This is a genomic window from Kitasatospora sp. NPDC089797 (assembly GCF_040684795.1).
Classification (GTDB): domain Bacteria; phylum Actinomycetota; class Actinomycetes; order Streptomycetales; family Streptomycetaceae; genus Kitasatospora.
On record NZ_JBFBGS010000001.1, the window covers coordinates 209,398 to 234,307 of the forward strand.

Genomic DNA, 24,910 nt, shown 5'->3' on the forward strand with positions numbered 1-24,910 from the left:
GGAACAGCCACGGCGGGTGCGGTTCGGAGAGCCTCGGCCCGAAGATCCCGCACCCGCCTGTTGGCCGAATCCCGCGCGGTCGGCTAACCGATGATCGGGAAGTCGGTGGGGGGTGTGCTCGTGCCGCCCGGGCTCGTGACGGTGACCTGGGCGACGCCGGAGGTCAGCCCCTTCGGCACCGTGACCTGCACTTCGTCGTTGGAGATCACCTTGAGGTTCGAGCCGCTCTTCTTGTTGTTGTGGGAGTCGACGAACGTCACCGACTGGACGCCGGCCAGGTTCTGGCCCCCGATGATGATCGTCTGGTCGACCTTCCCGTTGTCGGGCTCGAGGTGCTCGATGATCGGACGCTTGAGGGCTCTTGTGTCAGACACTTCTTCCTCCGGATGTGTGGGTGGTGATACCCGGGCGGGGCTGTTCCGGTCCGCCCGGGGGATTGTGGGCCTGGCCTCCGCCGATTCCGGGCGGACCCGGGCGGTCGGCTACGGCTTGTAGAGGGTCCAGAGCTGCTTCGGCGAAGGGTCGCCGAAGACCGGGGTGGTGGTGACGACTTCGTCGTTCCCGTTCGCCTGGAGGACCTGGTTCGGGCTCTTCTGGCTCGCGATCGTGGTCTGGCCCGAGGTGGTCTCGACGATCCACCGCTGCGCGAGGTTGAGGTCGTCGCAGGCGTTCGTGATCACGTCCTTGTCGAGGCCGAGGTTCGTGATGCAGCTCACCTCGCCCCAGCGGATCGTGTAGATCCCGGTCCCATCCGCCGTCTGCCCGACCAGCTTGAACGTCCAGTTCTGGAAGTCGCCGCCCGGAAGCTGGGTCTTGACCTGGGGGGTGTTGCGGTAGTCGAGATTCTGGTTGTAGTACACGTTCTGGATGGTCCTGGTGAACTCCACGGCGCGGGGTTCGGCCGTTGCCGCTCCGGCGCCGAGGATCGTTGCGCCGGCGATCGCAGCCGTCGTGGAGATGACGGCAACCGTTTTCTTGGTGATGGTCACTGGATTTCTCCGGTCTGGAAGATGCGCGTCGACCGCCGGATGCGCGGGAAGATCACCTTCGGATTCGAGCAGCAGACGGCCACGGCTTCAGTCGTGGGGGATCGGTGCTTCGAAGAAGGATTGATACGGCGACGGCGAGTCCGGAGTCGTGGTCTCGGGACTCGATGCACGTTCTTCTCGCGGTGTCCCCGCGGTGCAGGTGTCGGGCGGAATCGCCTCCGGGGGAGAACCTACCACCGGGAAGTTCGTGTAGCTCCTATCTTGCCGAGGTTCAACGCGGGCGGGCTAATTCGCTTCCTGTGTGACCGAGCGCCTGGTCCGCCGATTCGGGCGGTCGTGGCCTGACCTGCCGGCACTCGACCGACTACGACTGGGTCTCGACGGCCGTGATCTTGGTGATGAGCCCGCTGCAGTAGCCGTCGTTGTCCGAGACGAACTGGAGCATCTTGACCCCGGCGGGAGAGGTGATCTGCGCCTCCAGCGGCTGCCAGTCCGCGTACGGCCCCGGCTCGTTCACGGTGAAGAGGTTGAAGGAGACTCTGCCGCCGGGGTTGTCGGCGAACTGGACGTGGAACTTCTGCTCGACGTCCTTGGGGCAGTTCGGATGGTCGTTGTTCCTGGCCTGGAACCCGATCGTGACGACGGCGGCCGGTGCGGGGTTGAGAGTGGCGATGGGGATGGCCTGCTCGATCCCACCGCGCTTGTTGCCGTTGAGGTCGACCGCCTGGAAGTCGGTCCCGAGCCTGGCGAGCTTGGTGCCGTAGACATCGACGTTGCCGCTGATGACGCGCCAGCCGACGATCGCGTTGTTGTTCTGGTCGTAAGTGGCGAGGTTGTTCGGGTCCACCCGGGGCTGGATGAACGCCGGGTTGGTGATCGGGATCTCCTGGGAGGTGGCTGCGGTGGCGGTGGAGGTGGTGGTGGCCAGGGATCCGATCGCCATGGCGGTCACGCAGAGGGATCGCCCGAACCGACGTCTTGACATGCTGCTTCCTTCGTGGGTGTGGTGAGAACGGAGAACGGAGAACGGCCTTCGGCGGATGGCGCGGGAGAGTCCGCACGTCGCGTGGCCGGAGCCGTCCAGCTGATCCGAGGCTATGCGCGGCACGTCGGTCCCCGCACGGAGTGGTGATCTGTTCGCATGAGGACGAACGAATCTGCTGGGGAGGATCGGAAGGCGTTCGGCCGGCGGAGGCCTCAGGGCGCGGCCGTCCGCACCACACAGCGGTGGGTCGTACCGGCCGTGCCCGGATCGATCCGCAGTTTCAGCGATGTGCCGCAGTGCAGCACCTCCACCGAGGGGTCGTGGAAGATCACTTCGGTGACCGGCCGGTCCCAGGTGACGTCGAGGCTCTCGCCCGTGCGCTTGGGGTCGGACACGCAGAGGGTGCCGGTGGTGTCCACCTCGCGGACCAGGACAGCGGCAGGGGCGGTGGCGGTGAGCGGGCCGACCGTGCCGCCGTACCAGAAGTTGACGGCCCTGAGCCCGAGCGCGGGTACCGCGACGCCCTGCTGGTTCTCGTTGTTGGCGGAGAGCTTGAGCCAGTTGTCGGTCTTCTTCGCCCTGGACTTGACGGTGGCGCGGCCGGCGCCGGGCAGCAGCACGTAGGCGTAGTCGGAACCGGCCGGTCGGCTCGGGGTGCCGTGTGCCAGGTACAACGTCAGGTACTCGCGGCTGATGGGCGCCGTGGAGCCGCCGCGGTTGATGGCGCGCCACGTGCCTTCGCGCTTCTCCCACACTGCTTGGAGGTTGACGCCGCCGATGAAGATGTAGCCGCCGTGGTCCGAGAGTTGGGCCCACCGGGCGCCCGGGAACGTCCGGTGCGGGAAGGGCCCGGTGAGCTCGGTGAGGGTTGTCCCGTCGCCGGCGGTGAACGTCCGGCCGCCGTGCTCCCCGAGGTTGCGGTTGTCGACGACGGTGTCGATGAGTTCCCGGGCGGCGGCCCGGATGCCGGCGCCCAGGCACACGACGCAGTCGTCGAGGAAGAACCAGGACTTCTTCGCCTGAAGGGTGCTGTTCAGGCCCCGGATGTTCTGGCCGATCGCCGCGTACGTCCCGTCGGTGGTGCCGCCGACCCAGCGCACGCCCGGCTTGGCATCGTGCCAGTCGCCCGGGTAGCCGTCGGCGAGCGTCTTCCTCGACACGGTGGTGCCCGGCAGACGGTACGGGTCGACGGTGGGCCAGAAGGCGTCCGCGTACTGGCCGAGTTCACCGGCGCCGGTCCAGGTGAAGAGCATGCCCTGACCGGTGTGCCAGCCGTGCAGGTTCTCGCCGTTGCCGGTCTCGTAGTAGGTGATCCACTCGGACGACATGGACACCGTCGCCGTCCACTGCGGCCTGCGGTGCACGGCGCGGTTCATCGCCGGGAAGATCGTGTGGCCGACCGGCTCCGGGGCGGGCTCCGTGTCGTCGTCGTCCAGGAGCGGCTTGATCCGCGACAGACTGTCGATGCCGAGGCCGCTCAGCGGCTCCGTCCAGGAGTCGCGTTGCAGCCAGCCCTTGGCCATCGCCCGCCAGCGCTGACGATCGGCGACGGTCGCGGACTCTCCCAGCAGCACGATGGCGGCGATGAGCGAGTGGCCGCGGCCGTGGTCGCTGTCGCCCTGGCGGCTGATCGCCCGGCCGCTGACGTGGTCCATCACCAGCCCGTCGTGGAGGCACGGCGCGAAGGTCCGGTCGACGGCGTCGTAGATGTTCCGCCGGAGCGGGTCGGTGACGGCCCACCGGGAGCCGTGGAGCAGGGCGAGGAGGCGGCCCAGGCCGTCGAGCAGAATCTGGCCGTAGGTGCCCGTGTAGGGGACGTTCCCGTGCTGGATGAGCGAGCCGTCGGCGTACAGCCCGTCACCGGAGGTGACGTGGGGGAACACCGCGGAGAGTGCCTCGACGCCTTGCTCCACCTTCTCCGACCGCTCGCCCACGAGGCCGCGCAGCACCAGGACGAGGCACAGGTCGACCCGGTTGGCACCGGTGGACTTGTCGACCTTTGCGTCCGTCACGAAGTGGTCGACGGCCTGCACGTACTGGTGGATCCGCTCGGCGGCGAGGTGCGGGTGCACCAGCACGCAGGTGTCCAGGAGGTGCTGGGGCGCGCCGATCTGCCAGTCCCACCAGTTGGCGGAGTCGGACGGGGTCGACGCGTTGTAGACGGTGGTGTTCAGGTGGTGCAGGCCGTACAGCACGGCGTCGAGGAGCTTCCCGTCGCCGGTGAGGCCGGTTCCGGGTTGGACGAACGCCTGGGCCAGGAGCCGCAGTCGCTTGTAGCTGTCGCGCATGCGCGAGGAGCGCGTGTGCGCGTCCTGGGTGGCGGTGAAGTCCAGGTCGGACCAGAGCGGGCCGGGCGCCCGCAGCATCGTCTCGTGGTGGGTGCGGGCTTCCTTGCCGAGGACGGAGAGCCGGTACTTGAACGGCTGCTCGGCGGGGTCGAAGTCCCGGCCCAGCATCAGGTGGGTCCATCTGGCGCGTAGTTCGGAGAACTCGGTGTGGCGGGGGTGGTCGGGGTGCTTGTGGTGCCCGGAGTTTTCGGGCCTCTCGGACGCGCCGGTCGGCATGGTGGATTCCCCTCACGGTTGTGCCCGGGTGCCCGGGTGCCCGGGTGCCCGGGTGCCCGGGTGCCCGGGGCGGCGGATTCCGGCCAGCTTCACCCCCGCCGCCCGAGGCGCTCGGCACGACCTGCGGCGCCGGGGCGCACCCCGTCCGAATGCAGGCAGGCCGAGTCCTACGAGCAGACCAACCGCCCGGCCGCGGTCGGCTGCGGCTCGTCGTCGGGCGATTCGCCGGGCGTTCGCCGAAGCGGTGGTCGAAGGAACGAGGAAGCAATCCACCGACGGGCGTTCGGTGTCGGCTCGATACCCCGGGCGCCGGTGGCCCGCAGGGCCTCGGCCCGCTCGTCGAACCCGGAGCTGGTCCGCGCGGTGCCGAGCAGGTCGGTGGCGATCCGGATCCCCGTTGCGAAGATCGACAACGGGGTGGAAAGCTCGCAGCATGCCAACTTTCTCCTCCTACGACGGTGCCGAACTGGCCTACCACCTCATCGGTGAGGGCGAGCCGTTGATCTGCCTGCCCGGCGGCGCGATGCGCGCTTCGGAGTACCTCGGTGACTTCGGCGGGCTGTCCGCCCACCGGCAGCTGGTCCTGCTCGACCACCGCGGCACCGGCGATTCCCCCGAGCCCGCCGAGACCGGGAGCTACCGCTGCGACCGTGTCGTCGAGGACGTCGAGGCCCTGCGCGTGCACCTCGGGCTGGAGAAGGTCGACCTGTTCACCCACTCGGCCGGGGCGAACCTCGGTGTCCTCTACCTCCAGCGGTACCCCAAGCGGGTCGCGAGCCTGGCGCTGATCACGCCGGGGATGCGGGCCGTCGGGATCAGGGTCGACGAGGGCAGCCTCGAGGCCGCGACCTCGCTGCGGAAGGACGAGCCCTGGTACGACGAGGCGATCGGCCCGTTCCGCAGGGACTGGACGGATGTCGGGTCCGACGAGGACGGCGTGCTGGCGGGCCCGTTCTGGTACGGCCGGTGGGACGGGACCGCGCAGGAGCACCATGCCGGGCGCGCCACGCAGCTCAACCGTGCGGCCCGCGCGGCGCACTACGCGGAGGGCGCGTTCGACCCCGACGCGACGCGGGCCGCGATCGCGGGGCTGGAGATCCCGGTCCTGCTCCTGGTCGGGGAGCTGGACTTCAGCCCCAGCCCGGTGCTCGCGACGCAGCTCGGCGGGCTGTTCAAGGACGGCTGGGTGCAGCTCGTCGTCCAGCCCGGGGCCGGGCACCACCCCTGGCTGGACGACGCAGCCGCGTTCGGTGACGTCGTCACGCGCTGGCTCGCCGAGAACTGACCGACTCTGCGGCGCACCTCGGCCCGCCACCGGCTCGGCCCTCGTCCGAATCCGGCTCCGAGCCCGGCTCCGAGCCCCGCTCCGGCTCCAGCGCCGGCGGCGCGATCGACGCGAACGCCCCGCCGGGGCCCGGGTTCTCCGGACAGGTGACCGGGCACGGAACCCGGTGACGTGCAGGGCTCGAAGTGCCGGCGGTCGTCCGGCGTCAGAGGAAGGCGCCGCCGGAGACCTCGAGGCGCTGGGCGGTGACCCAGCGCAGTCCCTCGGAGGCCAGCGTGGCGATGGCGTCGCCGATCTCCTCGGGTTCGCCGACGCGGCCGAGCGCGGTCCGTCCGGCCAGCACCTCGCGCATTCCGGCGTCGTCCCGCATCGCTCCGCCGTTGAAGTCGGTGGCGGTCGGCCCCGGGGCGACGGAGTTGACCCGGATGCCGCGCGGCCCGAGCTCCGCGGCGAGGGTGCGGCTCAGGGCTTCGACGGCGGCCTTCGACGCGGAGTAGACGGAGGTGGCGGGGCTGGTGTGGCGGGTCAGCGACGTCGAGACGTTGATGACGTGGCCGCCCGGGGCCAGCAGCGGCACGAGTGCCTGGATGAGGAAGAACGTGCCCCGGACGTTGGTGCCCATCACCGTGTCGAAGTCGTCGACCGTGACGGTCTCCAGCGGCCCGAAGACCCCCACCCCCGCGTTGTTGACCAGGATGTCGAACCGCGAGGCACCCCAGCGTTCCAGCTGCTCGCCCAGCGCGGAGGTGAAGGACGCGAAGGAGGGGATGTCGCCGATGTCGAGCCGCAGGACGGCGGCGGTCCCACCCACGGCCCGCACCTCGTCCGCCGTCCGCTCGGCCCCGGCCGCATCGCCGCGGTGGGTGACCACGACCCGCACTCCGCGCGCGGCCAGGGCCACGGCGGTGCTGCGCCCGAGGCCGCGGTTCGCACCGGTCACCAGAGCGATCCTGTCGATTGTCATGAGCTTCCTCCCCGGTGCGACAACCTGGGCGTGACCAGGTGTCACAGATCCGAGGCGAGTCACTCGACTCGCCTTGCTGATGCACCGTAGGCGGCCCCTGGAGGCGAGTCAAGTGACTCGCCTCGCATCTACGGCATACTCTCCGCATGGCAGCAGAACTCACCGCGCACCACCGCAGGCTCGCCCAGCAGAAGCGCGAGGCGATCACCGCCGCGGCCACGGAGCTGTTCCTGGACCGCGGCTACGACGGCACCTCCCTCGCGCGGATCGCCGAAGCGGCCGAGGTCTCGAAGTCCACCCTGTTCAAGCAGTTCCCCACCAAGGCGGCTCTCTTCGAGGCCATCGTCACCGAGTCCTGGCAGCGCGACTCCGGCGACGTCGGCGACACTGCGACGCGGCCGGAGGCGGGAGACCTGCGCTCCGGGCTGACGGCCATCGGCAACCGCTACGCCGACCTGATCGGCCGGCCCCGTATGGCAGGCCTGTTCCGGATCGTCATCGCCGAACTGCCGCGCTTCCCCGAGCTGGGCCGGATGCAGTTCGAGCTCGGCAAACTGCCCTACTTCGCCTCCGTCCAGCGGTACTTGGAAGCCGAGCACGAGGCGGGCAACGCCGAGGTGCCCGACGCAGAGAGCGCCGCGAACCAGTTCCTCGGCATGATCGCCAACTACGTCCTGTGGCCCCGCATGCTGCTGACCGGCTGGGACCCCGCAGCGGCCGACGTCGACCACGCCGTCGAGGAGGCCGTCCGGACCATGCTCGCCAGGTACGCCGCCGCCCCGTCGGCCTGACCCGGAGCCGGTTGCCCCGACACCGGCGCGCGACGCGTCATCGCGCGCTCCCGCACCCCGTCACGGTCGGGGGGCGTCCGAGGCGTCCGCCCGGGTGAGCGGGTGAGCGTGCGGCGTCGGCACCAGGCTCAGGCCCCTCGGCTGGATCGTCCCCAGGTACTTGGACTCGGTGACGGTGGAGTGCGGCGCGGGGACCAGCGTCCAGCGGGTGAGGCAGGCCGCCGCGATGAGCAGCATCTCGTTCCTGGCGAAGGACTCTCCGATGCACTTCCGGCGTCCGGCGCCGAAGGGGATCAGGGTGTTCCGCTCCCGGGGGCTGCGCCCGGAGGTCCAGCGCTCGGGGTCGAAGGTCAGGGGCCGGGGGTAGCGGCGGGCGTCCCGGTGCAGGGTGGCGGGGCTGAACAGGAGGTCGGCGCCGGCGGGGAGGTGGTACTCGCCGAACCGGGTGTCGACCAGGGCGCGGCGGGTCAGGACCCAGTTCGGTGTGTGGAGGCGCAGCGTCTCGCTGAGGACGTTGCCCAGGCCGGCCAACCGGGGGAGGTCGGCCACCGTCACCGCGCGGCCGGCGGTCACCTGCCGGATCTCGGACCGGAGTTGCCGTTGCAGCTCCGGGCGCAGGCTGAGCTCGTGGAAGAGCCAGGCCATGGCGGTGGCGACCGTCTCCGTGCCGGCGAGGAGGACGGACACGGCCTCGTCCCGGACCTGTTCGTCCGTCATGGCGTAGCCGCCGCCGACGCCCTCGTGGCTCCCGCACAGGGCCGAGATGAGATCGGCGCGGTCGGCCGGGCCGTCCCGGCGGGCGGCGACGAGGTCGTCGAACGCGCCGCGCAACTCACGGGCGGCGCGCCGGAACCTGAGGTTGTCGGGGAGCGGGACGCGCCCCAGGACGCCGGAGGGGTAGAGGATCTGGGTGACGAACCCCCTGACGATGACGGGCGACGACCGGAGGAACTTCGCCTTGAGTTCAGGACTGGCATCCGCGGCGAAGAGGGTGTCGGCGATCACGTCCAGGGAGATCCGGTGCATCGCGTCGGCGACGTCGAGCGGCCGGTGGGGCGTCCAGGAGTCGACGGCGGCGGTGGCGGTGCGGTGGATCGTCGCGCCCCAGGCGGTGATGTTCGCGTGGTGGAAGGCGGGTTGGATCAGTCGGCGTTGCCGGAGGTGGAAGTCGGACTCGGAGGTGAGGAGCCCGTTTCCCAGGACGGCCCGGGCCTTGTCGAAGAGGCGGCCCTTGTCGAAGTTCCTGACGTTGGTGATCAGCAGCCGGGTGAGCAACTCGGGGGAGGTGACCACGTAGACCGGTGTGCTGCCGAACCGGACTTGGACCAGGTCGCCGAACTCCTGCACGCGGTGGAGGAACGCCATGGGGTTGCGGACGAAGGGGATCAGGTGTCCCAGGAGGGGGACGGCTCCGGGGAGGGCCGGTACGGGGGACTGTGCGTTCGCCATCGCCTGCTCCGCTGGTGGGGCTTCCGGGTGGACGGAGTGTCAGGTGAACGGCCGCCCGGGCGGTGTGGCGGCCGCAGGTCAGGTGTCCAGGGTAGTCGCCCCGGTCGGGCTTCACGGCGCACGATCGGCCGGAGCAGGAGCCGGACTCGGTGCACCGCGCGGCGGAACGGCCTGAACGCCCGTGGCGGGCGCGCGGTGACCGGTGTGCGCCGTCCTGAGCTTCGGGTCGTACCGGTTGCGGCGAAACCTTGACAGTGCGTCACCGGGTCAGAAACCTGGTGTTGTACTCCAGGGACGCAAGGGCCGGACGCCCGCACCCGGGGAGAACCGCGGCCGCGCCTTCGACGGCGGGCCGCCGGAAGCGCTGGACCGGTTCGGTGGGACGCCGCCCGACGCCGCCCGACGGTGACCGGTGTGACGAGGTGCGGGTTGTCGGCCCGCACGCGTCGCGCAGGCGGCCGGGGCAGGCGCCGATCGGCCGGTCGGAGCACCGGCCCATCTCGTAGACGGCCCGGTCGGCCGTCTGACACCCCCCTCACACCGGGAGATCCCGATGACCGATGACCCGTCCGTGCAGCACCCCGCCCCCTCCGCGCCCGGCCCTGACCCGCACCGTGACGAGCCCGCCGGGACCGTGGACGGCGCGGCCGTCGACGGGAACATCCACGTCGGTTACTGGGACGGCCCGACGGACGAACGGACGCTCGACCAGGCCACCGACCGGCTCACCGACCTCGTGGCCGGGCGGCTGGCCGCCGCGCCCGGCCGTCGCCTGCTGGACGTCGGCTGCGGAACGGGACGGCCCGCGCTGCGCATCGCCCGGGCCACCGGTGTGCAGGTGGCGGCCATCTCGGTCAGCGCCGAGGACATCGTCCTCGCCCGGGCCCGGGCGGAGGCCGCCGGGCTCGCCGACCGGGTGGACTTCCGCTACGCGGACGCCTGCGCACTGCCCTTCGAGGACGCGTCCTTCGACGGTGCCTGGGCGATCGAGTCGATGATGCACATTCCCGACCGGACCGCCGCACTCACCGAGATCGCCCGGACCCTGCGGCCGGGCAGCCCGCTGGTGGTCACCGATGTGCTGCTCCGGTCGCCGGTGACCGGCGAGGCCGCGGAGACCGTCCGCCGGACGTGCCGGGCGTTCCGGTCCCCGTCGCTCCCCGAGCCGGCGGAGCTCCGTGCGGCCCTGGACCGCGCCGGTCTGGAGGTGGTGGAGTTCCAGGACGTCGGAGACCACGTCCGGCGCACCTACCAGGCGTTCGCCGACGCCTTCGCCGAGGTCGCGCCCGCCGCCGACGACCCCCACTACGAGTTCTTCGCCTTCACGCGTTCCCTTCCCCGGTTCGGCGAACTCCCGCAGGTCGGCTACGCCTTCGTGGTCGCACGCCGTCGGTGAGCGGAGGGCCGGCCCGGGGGAGGGCGGGAGCCGAAGACGGGTGTCGCCGCGGTCGTGACGGGTGGCCGATCCGGCCAACCCGTTCCCTCACGATCCGTCAGCGGTGGCAGGAAAGAATCGCTCAAGAAAGCGCTCTGGGGAACCCGCCGTCCACGGAGCCGGCCGGAGCGGTCCGTGAGTGGGTCCGCGTTCGCCCCAGCGATTCCGGCGGGTCGGATCCGCGATATCCGTCGGCACGTGATCCCCGCAGCACGCGGGCCGATATTCTGTCAAGGGAAAGTCAAGGCAGCCCAAAGAATCGCATCCCCCGTATGCTCCCCGGAAATCCGGGTAGCATCGGAGAGTGGAGATGCAGGTTCGAGATCATTCCTTCTCCAATAATAATTCATACTACTCCACCTTGCTTCGACAGTTCCGTTCAAACTGTTCGAATCCACACGCATTCAGCCCGCGGCACGGAAACACCGTTTCCGCGTCCCGGGAACGAGGGAATCGGGCCGGCGGATCCGCTCCGGACGGCGTGTGGTGGCAGGTGTGGACCGGATCAGGCCCCTCCGAACGCGAAGGGGCGCCGTCATGACCGAGGTGGCCGAGCCCCGACCGGTGGTGGGCGCGCTGATCCGGGACCCGACCGGCCGGATCTTCGTCCAGCGCCGGTCCGCCGACCGCTCCCTCTTCCCCGGATGCTGGGACATCGTCGGTGGAGCGGCGGAAGCGGGGGAGACCCTCCTGGGAGCGCTCCGCAGGGAGATCGCGGAGGAGACCGGGTGGCGGCTGCGCCGCGTTCTCGCCCGGGTGGCACACCAGGAATGGACGGGGGGCGGCGTCCGGCACATCGAGTCCGACTACGTCGTCGAGGTGGACGGGGACCTCTCGTCGCCCGTACTGGAACGGAACAAGCACACCGAGTTCGCCTGGCTGGCCGCCGGGGAGGTCTCGCTGCTCGACGAGAACGCGCTGCGCAGCGGAAGCACCTTCATCAAGGACGTGGTCGCCGCGGCACACGCCTGGCTCGCCGATCATTCGGGGAGATCCACCGGGCTTTCCGAACCGTTTGCGGACGAGTAAGTCGGAATCCGGTTCCTCGCACGCTCGTCCCGGCCGCCCGCACCATCGTCCAGCGGTGTTCTGTGAGGGGAATGTTCCGCATGCCCGGTGACAGGTCGAAGAACATGCGTCCGCGACCACGAGTCCTGCTGATCGGATTTGCCGGACAGCAGGGAAAGGAGTATCTGCCGATCATCCGGGAGAGTGCGGAGGTCGTCGGCGGCGTCGACTCCGCGCCGACCGCCCTTTCGCTCGCCGGCCACTGGGGATTCCCGTATTACAGCTGCCTCGACGACGCGCTGAAGGCAGTCGACTTCGACGCCGCAGTGGTGACCGTGCCGCACGGCGAGCACTACCCGGTCTGCACGAGGCTGCTGGCGCACGGCCGGCACGTCATCAAGGAGAAGCCGTTCGCGGTCACCGAACCGGAGGCCCGGGACCTGATACGTCTCGCGCAGCAGGCCGACCGCAGCGTCTTCACCCTGCTGCAACGGAACTTCGACCCGGTGTTCCGGTTCGCCCGGGACAACCTCGCGCGGATCGGGGAACCCTACTGGTTCTCCTACGACTACCACTTCAACCTGGCCCGTCCGACCACGGGTTGGCGCGCGTCCTGGGAGCAGGCGAGGGGCGGTGTGCTCCTCGACATGGGCTACCACCTCGTCGATGTGCTCAGCGGGCTGTTCCCCGAAGCCCCCCGGGTGCACGCCGCCTTCGTGCACCAGTACCAGGAGACGAGGGACCGCCGACTGGAGGATCTGGTCGGCCTGATGTGCAGCTACCCGTCGAGGAGGCTGGCGGGCTCGCTGCGCATCTCCCGCCACAGCCTCGCGAAGACCGAGCACCTCTGTGTGCTCGGTTCGGACGGCGCGTTGAACGTCGCGCCCGGGGCCGCCACCCTGCACGCCGTCGGCGGGGCGCAGTTGGAACGCTACGCCTCGGAAGGCTCCAAGGCGGACATCACCCGATCCATGATCATCCACTATCTGGACCGCCTGGAGGACCGCGACTACCGCCGGGACCACCTCCGGCGTCAGCTCGCCACCGTCCGCACGATCGACGGGATCTACCGGGAGCGTTCGGGCGGGGCGCCCGAACTCGCCGACCGGTGCGCCTGACCCCGCACCCCGCGACGACAGGAAGACCGCACATGAGCACCGACGAACGGCTCGCCCTCCTCGGAGGCGCGCCCACCATCGAACAGCCGCTGCCCCACGAGGTCTGGCCGCCCCCCGCGGACGAGGCGGAGCTGTCCGAGCTGGCCGCGCAGCGGAACACCGACATCTCCATCAAGGGCAACAGCGGCCCGATCGGCCGGCTGGAAGCCGACTTCCTCGCCTTCCTGGAGGGCGGCGCCCGCTACGCCGTCACCTTCAACTCCGGTACCAGCGCGCTGCTCGCGGCCTACTTCGCCCTCGGCGTGCGTGAGGGGGTGGACGTCGTGGGACCGGCGCTCACCTACCACGCCGCGCTGAGCCCCGTCTTCGCGCTCCGCGGGGACGTGGTCCTGGCCGACATCGACCCCGAGACCCGCGGGCTGGACCCCGACGCACTCCGGTCCGCGCTGACCGAGCGCACCAAGGTGGTCACCGTCGTCCACCAGTGGGGCCACCCCTGCGACATGGACGCCATCCTGTCGATCGCCGAACGGCACGGGCTGCGCGTCCTGGAGGACTGCTCGCACGCCCACGGCAGCCGCTACAAGGGCAGGCCCGTCGGCACCTTCGGCGACGCCGCCGTCTTCTCGCTCCAGGCCAACAAGGCCGTCTACGCCGGAGAGGGCGGCATCCTCGTCACCGACGACCCCGGGATCCAGGACCGCGCCACCCTCCTCGGGCACTATCGCGACCGCTCCCGGGACTCCGTCCTCGACGAGGACCTGCGGGCCCACTGGGTCACCGGTTTCGGGCTCAAGCTGCGCATGTCACCGTTCAACGCCATCGTCGCCCGGCACGCGCTGGCCGCCTTCCCGGCGCGCAAGGAGGCCCGGCACCGCTGCCTGCGGCACTTCGGCGAGCAACTCGCGGACGTGGAGTACCTGGCGCCGGTCCACGTCGCCGACCACGTCGACATGGGCGCCTGGTACGGCTACAAGCCGCTCTACCGGCCCGAGGCGCTGGGCGGCGTTCCGCGGTCCGTGCTCATCCGGGCGCTGCGTGCCGAAGGCATGGAGGTCGGCGCGCCCTCCGGCCCCCGGCTGTCGACCCTGCCGCTCTACGCCCGCCCGGAGAACCCCCTCTTCCCCGGAACGCCGAAGAAGGCCCCCGCAGCAGGGGCCGACTCGCAGGCCGAGCACGTCGAGCAGCACGCGCTCTCCCTGCCGACGTTCACCGACTGGCCCGCGGACAAGGCGCTCATCGACCAGTACGCCGAGGCGTTCCGCAAGGTCGGCCGTCACCGCGACGCGCTGGTCCGGTACGCGGCCGAACTGCCCCGATGACCGACACCGCACCGCCGAAGAGGGAGTGGCCATGACTGTCGAAGAGTCGCCCGAGGACGTGGTGAAGGCGCTGCAGCACGTCCTCGCCGGTGACGACCTGCCGGACTCCTTCACCCTGCTGGGACGGGAGTGGAGCCTGCACCGGGGCGTCTGGCCCGCCACCCTGAGCGCCGCGACCGAGGTGATGGCCTCGATGGTGCCCTACCCCCGGGGCGGCTCGTTCCTGGAGGTCGGCTGCGGCACGGGCGTCATCTCCGTCACCGCCGCGCTCAGCGGCTGCGCCTCCGTCACCGCTCTGGACATCAACGACAAGGCCGTGGCGAACACCGTCGCCAACGCCGAGCGGCACGGGGTGGGCGACCGGGTCCACGCCCTCCACAGCGACATGTACGCCGCGCTCGACCCCCTGAGCCGTTTCGACACGATCTTCTGGAACGTGCCCTGGACCTATGTGGAGGACGGTTTCGCGCTCTCCAGCGACCTGCACTCCGCCGTCTTCGACCCCGGCTACCGGGGCCAGGCCCGCTACCTCGCCGGGGCGCACGCGTACCTGACCGACGGCGGCCGGCTGCTGCTGGGCACCGCCGTCCTCGGGGACCGCGCACGGCTCGACGGCATCGCGGGGGAAGCCGGCCTGCGGATCGAGCTGCTGCGCAAGGTCCGCCGGATCGAGGAAGTGGGCGTCATGGAGTACCACCTGCTCGAACTGCACCCGGACGTGGTCCGGTGACGCAGCCCGGGGCACCGCAGGACGATCTCGAACTGGCCCTCCGGCTGGGCGACCTCGCCGACGGGATCACCAACCGTCGCTTCCAGGCCCTCGACCTGCGCGTCCAGGAGAAACCGGACCGTACGCCGGTGACCGACGCGGACACCGCCGTCGAGACGGCCGTGCGCGAGGCACTGCGGTCCGCCCGCCCGGATGACGCCTTCGCGGGGGAGGAGACCGGCGGCTCCGTCACGTCCGGGCGCACCTGGCTGGTCGACCCCGTCGACGGCACCAGGAACTTCCTGCGCGGCGTACCGGTCTGGGCCACGTTGATCGCCCTGCTGGAGGACGGCCGCCCTACCGTCGGCGTGATCAGCGCCCCCGCCCTGCACAGCCGCTGGTGGGCCGCGGCGCACCGGGGCGCCTGGCTGCGGCGCGGACCGGCCGACAGCGCCCCCGTGCCGTTGCGGGTCTCCGGCCGCACCCGCCTCGACCAGGCGTACCTGTCCACCACCAGCACCCGCACCTGGGACGTCTTCCACTCGCGTGCGGCCTATCTGCGCCTGGCCGAGGCCTGCTGGGAGGACCGCGCCTTCGGCGACTTCCTCCAGCACTGCATGGTCGCCGAGGGAACCCTCGACATCGCGGCCGAACCGGTCGTCAACCCCTGGGACATCGCCGCGGTCCAGGTCCTCGTCGAGGAGGCCGGCGGTCTCTGCACCGACCTCCTGGGCGCCTCGCCCCGCAACGGCACCGGTGCCCTGTCCGCCAACCCGCGGTTGCACCGGCTCGCCCTGGAGGCCCTCTCGGCGTCGCCCGCAGCACCCGCACCGCGCGGAACCTGAACCCGCCGCCCCGAACCGTCGGACGTGGAAACCGAGGAGAAACGGACCATCATGCTGATTCTCTCCCTCAAGGAAGGCCATGACGCGGCGATCGCGGCCGTCGAGGACGGCAGGCTGCTCTTCTCCCTGGAGGCGGAGAAGGACTCGTTCCTGCGCTACAGCAATCCGACCGCCGAGATGTTCGCGACGGCGGCGGACCGGCTGGACGGGCAGCCGGACGTCCTCGCCGTGAGCGGCTGGATCAAGGGGACCCAGTGCACCGACCAGCCCGCGCGCGCCGGGTACTTCGGTGTGGGCGGGTCCGCGATCACGGACGAGGCCGGCCGGTTCTTCGGCAAGCCCGTGCGCGTCTTCTCCTCCACCCATGAGCGCTCCCACATCATGACGTCCTACGGGATGTCGGCCCTGCGCCGGGACCAGCCCTTCTACAGCCTGGTGTGGGAGGGGAACATCGGCTCGTTCTACCGGATCGACGAACGCGGGACGGTGACCCACCTCAAGGAGGTGCTCAACTACCCCGGCAACAAGTACTCCTACGGATTCGCGCTCGCCGACCCGAAGTTCAGCCCGCACCAGGAGTTCGTCCGGTTCCAGGACGCCGGCAAGCAGATGGCCCTGGCCGGATTCGCCGAGAACCGTCCGGCGACCCGGGCGGAACAGGACGTCATCGACGTCATCCTCGGCCAGAAGGAGGTCATCACCGGGAGCCTGAAGGACCGGATGACCGATTCCCCGTTCCACAACATCGGCGTCGAATCGAGCGCGTACAGGAACCTGGCGGCCCGGCTGTCGGACGCCATCTTCGACCGGTTCCACGCCTACGCCCGGGAGCACCTGACCGAGGGCATCCCGCTGCTCATCTCCGGGGGCTGCGGGCTCAACTGCGAGTGGAACCGCCGCTGGCGCGAGTGCGGGCTCTTCCCCGCGGTCTTCGTGCCGCCGTGCCCCAACGACAGCGGCTCCGCGATCGGGACCGCCATCGACGCCCAGCACTTCTACACCGGGTCGGCCGACCTGGAGTGGGACGTCTACGCGGGCGGCGAGTTCGTCGAGGACGTCGGGTTCGACCCGCGACACTACGAGGTCCGCCCGCTGAACCACGGCGAGGTCGCCCGCTACCTCCGCGACGGGAACATCATCGGCTGGGCGCGGGGCCGCTGGGAGATCGGCCCCCGCGCGCTCGGGAACCGGTCGATCCTGGCCGCTCCCTTCACCGAGGAGACCACGGCCAGGCTCAACAGGATCAAGCAGCGGGAGGGGTACCGCCCCATCGCCCCGATCTGTCTCGAGCAGGACGCGGGCCGCTGGTTCAGCGGCGGCGTCCCCGACCCCTACATGCTGTACTTCAGCCGGGTCGAGTCCGTGGACCTGCGCGCGGTGACGCACGTCGACGGAACGGCCCGTGTCCAGACCGTCGACCCGGCCGCGAACCCGGAGATGGGCGCGCTGCTGGGCGCCTTCGGCGAGCTGACCGGATTCAGCGTCCTCTGCAACACCTCGCTCAACTACTCGGGACGCGGGTTCATCAACCGGAGCAGCGACCTGATCGCCTACGGTGAGCGGCACGGACTGGACGGATACGTCGTCAACGACGCCTTCATCACACCGCGGTGATCCGCGGGCGCCCCGAACCGCCCGGGTGCGGCCGACGGCCGTCGTGCCGCGTCGTGCCGTGCCGCGTCGGGGCGGCACGGCACGACGGGGGTGCCGACTCCGTCAGGCGGCGGAGGGGACGGTGGTGCGGGGCTGGGGGACGTCGCCGTAGGGGGTGGTGATGAACTCGATGGAGACGGTGCCGCCGGGGTCGAGGAGGTAGAGGCCGCGGCCGTCGTAGTCGTGGTTGATCTCGCCCGCGCGGCTCATGGCGGGGTCGGCCCAGTAGGGCAGGCCGGCGGCGCCGAGCTTGGCCAGGACGGCGTCGAACTCCGGGTCGGTGACCAGGAAGGCGAGGTGGCTGATGTTGATGGCGTCGGCGGGGACCAGGTCGTCGGCGAAGTCGATGCCGACGTCGTTGGAGGTGGTGACCTGGGTGAAGCGCGCCCAGTCGACGGGGGCGGGGGCGTCCATCAGGTCGGCGAGGAAGGCGGCGCTGCGGCGGCGGTCCTTGCAGTGGACGATGATGTGGTTCAACTCGTTGGCCATGGTGGCGTTTTCACTCCTGGGGTGTTCCTTGTGGGGCCGGTCGGTGCGGTGCGCCCGTCAGGCGCGGCCCGGCCGGAGTCTGGGGAGGGCGAGGGCGAGGGCGAGGAGCACGGCCGTCGCGGTGAACGCGGCGGCGGTGAGCAGGGCCTGGGCGTAGCCGGCGGTGGCGGCCTGGGCCGCGGTCCCACCGTGGGCGGCGGTGGTGTGGGCGGCGACGGAGGCGAGGACGGCCAGGCCCAGGGCGCCGCCGACCTGGCGGGAGGTGTTCACCAGGCCCGAGGCGAGTCCGGCCTCCTCGGGTGCGGCGCCGCTGGTGGCGGCGACGGTGAGCGGCATGGTGGCCAGGCCCAGGCCGAGGGTGCAGAGGACGAACGGGGGCAGGACGGCGAGGCCGTAGGTGCTGTCGGGGGTGATCCGGGACAGCCAGACGAAGCCGGCGGTGGCGAGCACCATGCCGGCGGCCGCGAGTCGGCCGGGGCTGGTGCGCAGGATCAGGCGGGTGGCGGCCCGGGCGCCGGCGATGATGGCGAGCCCGCCGGGGACGAAGGCGAGTCCCGCCTGCAACGGGGTGTAGTGGAGCACCTGTTGGAAGTAGAGGGAGAGCAGGAACCACATCGCGAACATCGCGGCGCCCAGGGCGAACACGGTCGCGTTGGCGAGCACGAGGGTGGGGCGGCGCAGCGCGGTCAGGGGGACCAGCGGGTGGGTGCTGCGCCGTTCGACGACCGTGAAGGCGGTCAGCAGGACGGCCGCGGCGGCGGCCGGCGCCCAGACCGCGGGGGCGCTCCAGGAGCGGGTCTCGGTGGCGACGATGCCGTAGGTGAGCAGGGTCAGCCCGGCGGTCACGGTGAGGGCACCCGGCAGGTCGAGGCGGCGTCCGGCGGCGGCCCGGGCGGCCGCCGGGACCAGGGGGACCGTCGCGGCGAGCAGTGCCACGCCGATCGGCACGTTGACGAAGAACACCCAGCGCCAGCCGGCGTATTCGGTGAGCACGCCGCCGAGGACGGCGCCGGCCGCGCCGCCGGCGGCCATGACGGCGCTCCAGGTGCCCATCGCGCGGGTGCGCGGTCCGGGTTCGGTGAAGGTGGTCATGATGAGGGTCAGGGTCGCCGGGGCGAGCAGCGCGCCGCCGAGGCCCTGGACGGCGCGGGCGGTGACCAGCAGCGGTCCGTCGGTGGCCAGGCCGCAGACCAGGGAGGCCGCCGTGAAGGCGGTGAGCCCGGTGGTGAAGGCGCGCTTGGGCCCGACCAGGTCGGCGAGTCGGCCGCCGAGCAGGAGGAGCCCGGCGAAGGCGAGGGTGTAGGCGCTGACGATCCACTGGAGGCCGGAGGGGCCGAGGTCGAGCGCCGAACGGATCTGCGGGAGTGCGACGTTCACGATCGACACGTCGAGGATGACCATGAACTGTGCCGCGCAGGCGATCCAGAGCACGGGGGTGGTGGAGCGGGCGGCACGGCCGACGGCCCTGGGAGTCGGGGCGGCTGTCCGGCCGGTGGCGGGTACGGAGGGGCGGTCGGTCATGGCGGCTCCAGATGTGCGGGCGCGACCCCGAGGGGCGGGCGGCCCGCCGGGTCATTTTGAGAGTAACTATAAAAATGGAGTTCCACTAATTCCGCTGGTCGGGCGCTATGCTGCCCCCATGGCCGCCACCGACACCCCGACCGCGCCGCGTCTGCCCAAGAAGGAGCGCACCCGGCGCAAGATCTACGAGGCGGCCTTCGCGCTCTTCGCCGAGCACGGGTTCGACGCCGTGCGCTTGACCGACATCGCCCACGCCGCCGACGTGGCGCCCGCCACCGTGTTCACCCACTACGGCTCGAAGGAGGAGATCTTCTTCAGCCGGCGCGGCGAGTTCAACGAGGGCCTGGCCGAGGCCGTCGGCGGCGCGGGCGACGTGGCCGGGCTGGTCGACCGCCTGCACGCCTTCTACCGGGGCGCCACCGGGCTGGTGCTCGACGCCGACACGGTGGAACGCGGCCGGGTGTTCGCCCGGATCCTCCTCGACAGCCCCGCCCTGATGCGCGCGTACAGCCCGCTGGAACGCGAACGCCGCGACCTCCTCGCCCAGGAGATCACCGAGCACTTCGGCCCCCGGGCGGGCGCCGGCCAGGCCGAACTCCTCGCCGCCCTCGCGGCCGCCGTCGCCGCCACGGCCTTCGACGTGCTGCACGAACAGCTCGCCGCCGGGCGACCCGCGGCAGAGGTCCGCGAATCCGTGGACGCCGCCCTCGGCCGCGGCTTCGACCGACTGCGGGCCGCCTACCCGGCCGGCACCCGGATGGCGTGACGCGACGGCACACCCGGGAAACGGCGCAGCCAGGGGAGCGGGGCAGCCAGGGGAGCGGGGCACCGGGCTCACCCTCGGCGTCGGCCGGGCGGCCGCCGGCGCAGGCGTCGTCCACTCCGACCGGCCGGTCAGCCGCGGAGTCCGGGCCCGAGGCTCGGGGCCTCGCGGACGGTTGGCCCGTTGGCCCGTGCGGGTGGTTCGGTGGGGTTGCACCCGTCCATCGCGACGCCGATGCCGAAGGCACAGGAAACGGTATTCGGCGGCAAGGCGGCGGGAGTGTGGTGGCGTTGGTCCTCAGGGCACGAGCAGTGTGGCTGCGGCCCGCGGCCGAAGGCGATCACGGGCAGATCGCGGACCTGATCGCGGCGGACCGGCTGGCGGTCCCCTCCGTCCCCGGGTCACCGGCACGGGCGCCCGGTGCCGGCGTCCCCGGCAGGACGGTCGTCGTGGCCCACGACGGCTTCGGCGTCGTCCTGGGCGCGATGGCTCTGCACCGTCCGGCGGCCACAGGACGTCTGACCGGAAGCGTGGCCTGGCTGCACTGCCGGGAGAACCAGGAGGCCGCGAGGACGCTCGTCCGAGCGGTTGTCGAGGACAGTGCGGGACTCACCGCCGTCACGGCCTTCACCGACCCGGGCCCCTTGGAGCCCGGCCTCCCCGGGCTCCCGCTGCACGACCGACCGGTGACCACCGAGGTGTTCGCCGAGGCAGGGTTCCGAACCATGGACCAGTGGCTCCTGCTGCACAGGCCCGGACGGCACGCCGAGGGCGACAACGGCCCGCACCTCCCCGCCGGAGGCCCGACGCGCTGGATCGCGGCCGGTGGTGCCGCCCATGGCCTGCACCGACCCGCACGGCCGACCGTCGCCCTCGCCAAGTGGCGCGACCGTCTCCGGGGTTCGCTGGAACGCCTCGACCAGGCCGGTGGGAGCGACGCGCTGACCACCGTCGACCTGCTGGCCCCGGACGCCTCCGTGCGCTGCCACCTCCTGGAGCAGGCCGGCTTCACGGAGGTGGACCTGCTGCGATCCCTGGCACTGACCTGAGCCACCGCGAGCCTTCGTCAACCCGCCGTGACACAGGCAACCCGCAGGGGTGAAACAGGGTCTGCCGCGGGGCCTGGACCAATCCGGCGCCGAGTGGGTGCCGAAGACCGGGAGAAGGCGGTCCGGCATCAGGCCGGACCGGCAGGCCGAGACGGGACATGATGGCCAGCGAGCACATCGACACCCGACTGCTGGAAGAACTCACCGAGCAGTCACAGGACTTGAACAGCGACGCCCTGCGGATCACCCGCGGCGCGCTGACCGACTTCGAGCAGGCCGGGGTACCGGCGCGCCGCTGGTGGCAGCGCGGCGGCACGCTCGCCGCCGTCGTCGGCGGGGTGGGCCTGCTGGGCGCCGCCCGGGCCGTCGCGGACTCGCCGTCCGCCGGCACGTCCGCGGACGACATCATGGCGTTGCAGACCGCCGCGTCGATCGAGAACCTGGCGGTCGCCGTCTACCGGACCGCCGCCGGGCTGCCGTTCATCAAGGACGGGAACAAGACGGTCGCCGCGTTCATCGCCAAGACCACCGGGCAGCACCAGGCCCACGCGAAGGCGTTCAACGCCGCCGCCACCCAGGCGGGGGGCCAGGCGCAGAGCGGTCCGGACCCGAAGTACAAGGCTGTCGTCGACCAGACGCTGCCCACCATCAAGACCCCGGCCGACGTCGTGAAGCTCGCCATCACCCTCGAGGACGTCGCCGCCCAGACCTACACCAGGAACGTCGCCCAGGTCTCCAACGCCGACCTCCGCAAGCTCTTCGCCTCCGTGGCCCCCGTCGAGGCGCAGCACCGCGCCACCCTGCTGGCCGTGCAGGCCCTCCTCGCGGGCAACGCCCCCGAGCTGATCGCCATCCCGGTCGACCCGGCGAAGCTGCCCGCCGCCGCCGGCAGCGTGGGCTTCCCCGACGCGTTCTACAAGACCGACAACGCCTCCCCGATCACCGAAGGGGCCCTCCAGTGACCACCGACCGCAGCTGGGAGCCCGCCCTCGGCGAGGCCGAACTCGCCCGTTTGACCCGGGACATGGACGAAGCCCACCGGGCGACCCTGCCGCTGATGCGGGCCTCCGGCGCCGAGCTGGCCGAGGAGGTCCGCGCCCGTCAGGTGGGCGAGCCGCGCGATGCGGGACGGCGCCGCTTCCTCCTCGGCGCCGGCGGCGTGGGCGCCGCCCTGGTCCTGGCGGCCTGCTCCAGCAGCAAGAACGTCAAGGACGCCGCGCCGATCAGCCCCGCATCCGGCCCGTCGGGCTCCCCGTCGGCCTCCGGCACGTACACCGGCGATCTGAAGGTCGTCGCCCTGGCCGTGGCGCTGGAGAACCAGGCCGTCGGCGCGTACCAGGCCGCCCTGGACGCCGCGAAGGCCGGGAAGCTCGGCACCGTCCCCCCGGCGGTCGCCACCTTCGTCACCACCGCGATGGGCCAGCACGCCGACCACGCCAAGGCCTGGAACGCCGTCCTCACCGGCGCCGGTCTGCCGGCGATCACCAACGTGCCGCTGACCAACCAGGCCGCCACCACCGAGGCGCTGGGCAAGGCCGCGAACGTCGGCGACGTCGCCAAACTCGCCCTGATGCTGGAGGAGCAGGCCGCCCAGACCTACCTCTTCGCGACCTACAACGTCACCAGCCCCGCCGGCATCGCCACCGCCGCCACCATCGCCCCCGTCGAGGCCATGCACGCCGCGATCCTCAACTACGTGCTGGGCCAGTACCCCGTCCCCGACGACTTCCTGCCCGTCGACAAGGCCGCCGGCCCCGCCCTGCTCACCGTCTGAGCGGACGGTCCCCGAACCGGGCGCGCGCCTGCCCGCCGGCAACCGACACCCCGTCGGCCGCGCAGGCGCGCGCCCCCTCCCCGTTGGAGGACCGCAGTGATCCACCCGCGACTCCGGCCGGTTGCCGTCCTGCTGTGCTGCCTGATCAGCGCCTGCTCCAGCGCCGCCACAAGTCCCGGTCACCCGAGCGCCACACGGACACCCGCCAGTCGAAGCAGCGCCCCGGCAGAGCGCGACGACACCAGCGGTACCGTGCACGTCGCCATCAGGAACTTCCGCTTCGAACCGGCCGAGTTCACGCTCCGCCCCGGCGACACCGTCACCGTCACCAATCAGGACTCCACCACCCACACCCTCACTGCCACGGACAAGTCCTTCGACACCGGTGCCATCCTTCCCGGCGCCAGCGCGACGTTCACCGCACCGCAGCAGCCCGGCGCCCACCCCTACACCTGCACCATCCACCCGTTCATGCAGGGCACCCTCACCGTCACCTGACTCCGGCCCGGAAGGAACACCTCAGCCACCGTGGCAGCCCCTGAGGCGCACGAGCGCATCCGCCGTCTGCAGAACGCCGAGACGGCCCTGCGACTCACCGCCGCCACCGGCCTGCTGCTCGACGCAGCTGTTCACCTGCGCCTCGCCCACCACTACGGCGCCGCCACCGTCAGCCAAGGCGTCCTCGTGCGCGGTGAGGCCGCCGCGGCGACCCTCGCCATGGCCCTCGTCCTGGTGTGGCGCCGTCACGCCGGAGACCTCTACGCCCTCGCCGTCTGCGCCGCCGGCCTCGCCGTCCTCCTGCTCCACGGCCACGGCGGCACCGGAATCCTCGGCCCGCTGCCCGACACGGGCGGGCAACTCCTCCGGTTCACCGCCACCACGCTCACCGCCTGCTGCCAGGCCGTCGCCGCGGCTGCCCTGGTCGCGCTGGTGGCCGGACACCACCGGTATCTCCCGTAGCACCCGGCGCCCGCAGCAGGCGCCTGTCCTGAGTCCACCGCAGGCCCACCGAGGGTTCCGCGCCCGTCGCGGTGCCGCACGTTCGGGCGGACGGACGCCGGGGCCATTGGGACGGAAAGCCCACCGGGCCGGCGGGACACGGAGCGTGGTGCGCCTCCTGATCCGGTGCGCGTGCCTTCATGAAGGACCCGGCACGGCGGTAGGACCGGCCGGGTCGCCACCTCCGCGCCCGTCTTCCCGCGGCGCGGGGCACCACACGAAGGAGAACTCCGGATGCGACTTCGCGTCTCCACCCGCCGGCACCTGGCCCGGTCCGGCACCTGCGCCGTCAGCGTTCTGCTGGCCGTCGCCTCGACCGTCGGCCTCGCCACCGCCACCGGCACCCGGGCGGCGGGCGACGGGTTCGGGCCGCCGCCGATGGGCGAGCACACCGTCCAGCCGCTGAAGCACCCCTGTATGACCGGCGAGCCCGAGGACCTGTGCCGCAACATCGGCGTCACCGACGGCTGGTTCAACGGCCACGACGTCAAGTTCCTCTACACCCAGAACTACTTCTGCGACCTGAGCGTCACCTCCGGCGCGGACAGCGGCTGCGAGGTCGGCCAGAAGTTCAACACCGTCCCGCCCGGCACCACCTCGGAGGAGTTCACCGACCCGCTGTTCATCCCGGTCCCGCTGTTCAGCCCGGCCCCGGCCAACCTCCAGTGCCCGGCCGGGCCGTGCGTCGACCACCCGATGACGATCGACCTGTCCCGGATCGCCGCGGCCCTCGGCGCCAGCCCGGACGCGCTCAGGAACGTCCCCGTCCCCGGACACGACCACATCATCGCCGACCGCAACATGGACCGCCCCGAGTGGTGGCCCGTCTACGTCATCGGCGTGACCAACCCCGACTCCTTCGCCAAGATCCGGCAGGGCAAGGACCTCGCCACCGCCACCCGCCTCGCCCAGGACCCCAACGCAGGCGTCACCGCCCCGATCCCCACCAACCTCTTCCTCTGGTTCCAGACCCTCGCCGGGACCAGCGACAACTGCCCGCCCGACGACATGGACGGAAACGGCGCCGATCGGGGCACCCCCACGAAGAGCTGACGCCCCGACACGACCTGACGGGCAGCTGAGCAGCGCCCGTGCCGCCCCAGCTTCCAGGCCCGGCGGCACGAGCACCCGGTCTTCGGCACCCGTTGCGCCGTGGACGGGTCGCAAACCGGAACACCACCCGTTCGGCCCCGCTCAC

Annotated in this window: 24 protein-coding genes; 16 read left to right on the forward strand and 8 right to left on the reverse strand. The window is 71.6% G+C overall.

Annotated features, from left to right (window positions below):
* Nucleotides 1-83 precede the first annotated feature (83 nt).
* From AB0O91_RS00915 to AB0O91_RS00930, 4 genes are all read right to left on the reverse strand, one after another.
* Entirely contained in the window at nt 84-374 is a 291-nt protein-coding gene (locus AB0O91_RS00915) for an IPT/TIG domain-containing protein (RefSeq protein ID WP_363426853.1), read from the reverse strand.
* 108 nt (nt 375-482) lie between these two features.
* Nucleotides 483-989: a hypothetical protein gene (locus AB0O91_RS00920; RefSeq protein ID WP_363426854.1), complete on the reverse strand. Its 507-nt coding sequence runs from the start codon at nt 987-989 to the stop codon at nt 483-485.
* Between the two features lie 364 nt (nt 990-1,353).
* Entirely contained in the window at nt 1,354-1,932 is a 579-nt protein-coding gene (locus tag AB0O91_RS00925; protein ID WP_363426855.1) for a hypothetical protein, read from the reverse strand.
* A 254-nt stretch (nt 1,933-2,186) separates the two neighbouring features.
* The gene (locus AB0O91_RS00930) at nt 2,187-4,538 is read right to left on the reverse strand and encodes a polysaccharide lyase 8 family protein (protein ID WP_363426856.1); all 2,352 of its coding nucleotides are present in this window, start codon (nt 4,536-4,538) and stop codon (nt 2,187-2,189) included.
* Between the two features lie 433 nt (nt 4,539-4,971).
* Between AB0O91_RS00930 and AB0O91_RS00935 the strand changes: the two genes are divergently transcribed.
* On the forward strand, nt 4,972-5,823 hold the full coding sequence (locus AB0O91_RS00935; RefSeq protein WP_363426858.1) for an alpha/beta hydrolase: 852 nt from the start codon (nt 4,972-4,974) through the stop codon (nt 5,821-5,823).
* Nucleotides 5,824-6,028: 205 nt separating this feature from the next.
* On the opposite strand, the gene AB0O91_RS00940 is transcribed toward AB0O91_RS00935, so the two are convergent.
* On the reverse strand, nt 6,029-6,787 hold the full coding sequence (locus tag AB0O91_RS00940; RefSeq protein ID WP_363426859.1) for an SDR family oxidoreductase: 759 nt from the start codon (nt 6,785-6,787) through the stop codon (nt 6,029-6,031).
* Nucleotides 6,788-6,933: 146 nt separating this feature from the next.
* On the opposite strand from AB0O91_RS00940, the gene AB0O91_RS00945 reads away from it, so the two are divergent.
* Nucleotides 6,934-7,578, forward strand: a complete 645-nt coding sequence (locus AB0O91_RS00945; RefSeq protein ID WP_363426861.1) for a TetR/AcrR family transcriptional regulator — start codon at nt 6,934-6,936, stop codon at nt 7,576-7,578.
* A 60-nt stretch (nt 7,579-7,638) separates the two neighbouring features.
* Here the strand turns inward: AB0O91_RS00945 and AB0O91_RS00950 are convergent, their stop codons facing one another.
* Nucleotides 7,639-9,027: a cytochrome P450 gene (locus AB0O91_RS00950; RefSeq protein ID WP_363426862.1), complete on the reverse strand. Its 1,389-nt coding sequence runs from the start codon at nt 9,025-9,027 to the stop codon at nt 7,639-7,641.
* A 553-nt stretch (nt 9,028-9,580) separates the two neighbouring features.
* Here AB0O91_RS00950 and AB0O91_RS00955 point away from each other — a divergent pair.
* The 7 genes from AB0O91_RS00955 (at nt 9,581) to AB0O91_RS00985 (ending at nt 17,078) form a co-directional block, all read left to right on the forward strand.
* Nucleotides 9,581-10,423: a methyltransferase domain-containing protein gene (locus AB0O91_RS00955; protein WP_363426863.1), complete on the forward strand. Its 843-nt coding sequence runs from the start codon at nt 9,581-9,583 to the stop codon at nt 10,421-10,423.
* A 576-nt stretch (nt 10,424-10,999) separates the two neighbouring features.
* The gene (locus tag AB0O91_RS00960) at nt 11,000-11,491 is read left to right on the forward strand and encodes an NUDIX domain-containing protein (RefSeq protein ID WP_363426865.1); all 492 of its coding nucleotides are present in this window, start codon (nt 11,000-11,002) and stop codon (nt 11,489-11,491) included.
* A gap of 80 nt (nt 11,492-11,571) precedes the next feature.
* On the forward strand, nt 11,572-12,588 hold the full coding sequence (locus tag AB0O91_RS00965; protein ID WP_363426867.1) for a Gfo/Idh/MocA family oxidoreductase: 1,017 nt from the start codon (nt 11,572-11,574) through the stop codon (nt 12,586-12,588).
* Nucleotides 12,589-12,620: 32 nt separating this feature from the next.
* Complete coding sequence (locus tag AB0O91_RS00970; RefSeq protein WP_363426868.1) at nt 12,621-13,910, forward strand: DegT/DnrJ/EryC1/StrS family aminotransferase; 1,290 nt, start codon at nt 12,621-12,623, stop codon at nt 13,908-13,910.
* A 31-nt stretch (nt 13,911-13,941) separates the two neighbouring features.
* Nucleotides 13,942-14,640 (forward strand): methyltransferase, encoded by a 699-nt coding sequence (locus tag AB0O91_RS00975; RefSeq protein ID WP_363426869.1) that lies wholly within the window; start codon nt 13,942-13,944, stop codon nt 14,638-14,640.
* Complete coding sequence (gene hisN, locus AB0O91_RS00980) at nt 14,637-15,464, forward strand: histidinol-phosphatase (RefSeq protein WP_363426871.1); 828 nt, start codon at nt 14,637-14,639, stop codon at nt 15,462-15,464. The genes AB0O91_RS00975 and hisN overlap by 4 nt, the downstream gene beginning before the upstream one ends.
* 51 nt (nt 15,465-15,515) lie before the next feature.
* Nucleotides 15,516-17,078: a carbamoyltransferase C-terminal domain-containing protein gene (locus tag AB0O91_RS00985; protein ID WP_363426872.1), complete on the forward strand. Its 1,563-nt coding sequence runs from the start codon at nt 15,516-15,518 to the stop codon at nt 17,076-17,078.
* A gap of 102 nt (nt 17,079-17,180) precedes the next feature.
* Here AB0O91_RS00985 and AB0O91_RS00990 read toward each other — a convergent pair whose 3' ends face one another.
* Nucleotides 17,181-17,606 (reverse strand): VOC family protein, encoded by a 426-nt coding sequence (locus AB0O91_RS00990; RefSeq protein ID WP_363426873.1) that lies wholly within the window; start codon nt 17,604-17,606, stop codon nt 17,181-17,183.
* Between the two features lie 57 nt (nt 17,607-17,663).
* On the reverse strand, nt 17,664-19,127 hold the full coding sequence (locus AB0O91_RS00995) for an MFS transporter (RefSeq protein WP_363426874.1): 1,464 nt from the start codon (nt 19,125-19,127) through the stop codon (nt 17,664-17,666).
* 118 nt (nt 19,128-19,245) lie between these two features.
* Here AB0O91_RS00995 and AB0O91_RS01000 point away from each other — a divergent pair, with 118 nt between their 5' ends.
* The 7 genes from AB0O91_RS01000 (at nt 19,246) to AB0O91_RS01030 (ending at nt 24,765) form a co-directional block, all read left to right on the forward strand.
* Entirely contained in the window at nt 19,246-19,893 is a 648-nt protein-coding gene (locus AB0O91_RS01000; RefSeq protein ID WP_363426876.1) for a TetR/AcrR family transcriptional regulator, read from the forward strand.
* Between the two features lie 446 nt (nt 19,894-20,339).
* Nucleotides 20,340-20,939 (forward strand): hypothetical protein, encoded by a 600-nt coding sequence (locus AB0O91_RS01005; protein ID WP_363426878.1) that lies wholly within the window; start codon nt 20,340-20,342, stop codon nt 20,937-20,939.
* A 161-nt stretch (nt 20,940-21,100) separates the two neighbouring features.
* A complete protein-coding gene (locus AB0O91_RS01010) occupies nt 21,101-21,901 on the forward strand; it encodes a ferritin-like domain-containing protein (RefSeq protein WP_363426879.1) in 801 nt (266 codons plus the stop codon).
* Nucleotides 21,898-22,713, forward strand: a complete 816-nt coding sequence (locus AB0O91_RS01015; protein WP_363426881.1) for a ferritin-like domain-containing protein — start codon at nt 21,898-21,900, stop codon at nt 22,711-22,713. The genes AB0O91_RS01010 and AB0O91_RS01015 overlap by 4 nt, the downstream gene beginning before the upstream one ends.
* 96 nt (nt 22,714-22,809) lie before the next feature.
* Nucleotides 22,810-23,211, forward strand: coding sequence for a cupredoxin family copper-binding protein (locus AB0O91_RS01020; RefSeq protein WP_363426882.1), 402 nt, complete (start codon nt 22,810-22,812; stop codon nt 23,209-23,211).
* Nucleotides 23,212-23,241: 30 nt separating this feature from the next.
* Nucleotides 23,242-23,673, forward strand: a complete 432-nt coding sequence (locus AB0O91_RS01025; protein ID WP_363426884.1) for a hypothetical protein — start codon at nt 23,242-23,244, stop codon at nt 23,671-23,673.
* A 273-nt stretch (nt 23,674-23,946) separates the two neighbouring features.
* Nucleotides 23,947-24,765, forward strand: a complete 819-nt coding sequence (locus tag AB0O91_RS01030) for a hypothetical protein (RefSeq protein WP_363426885.1) — start codon at nt 23,947-23,949, stop codon at nt 24,763-24,765.
* Nucleotides 24,766-24,910 lie beyond the last annotated feature (145 nt).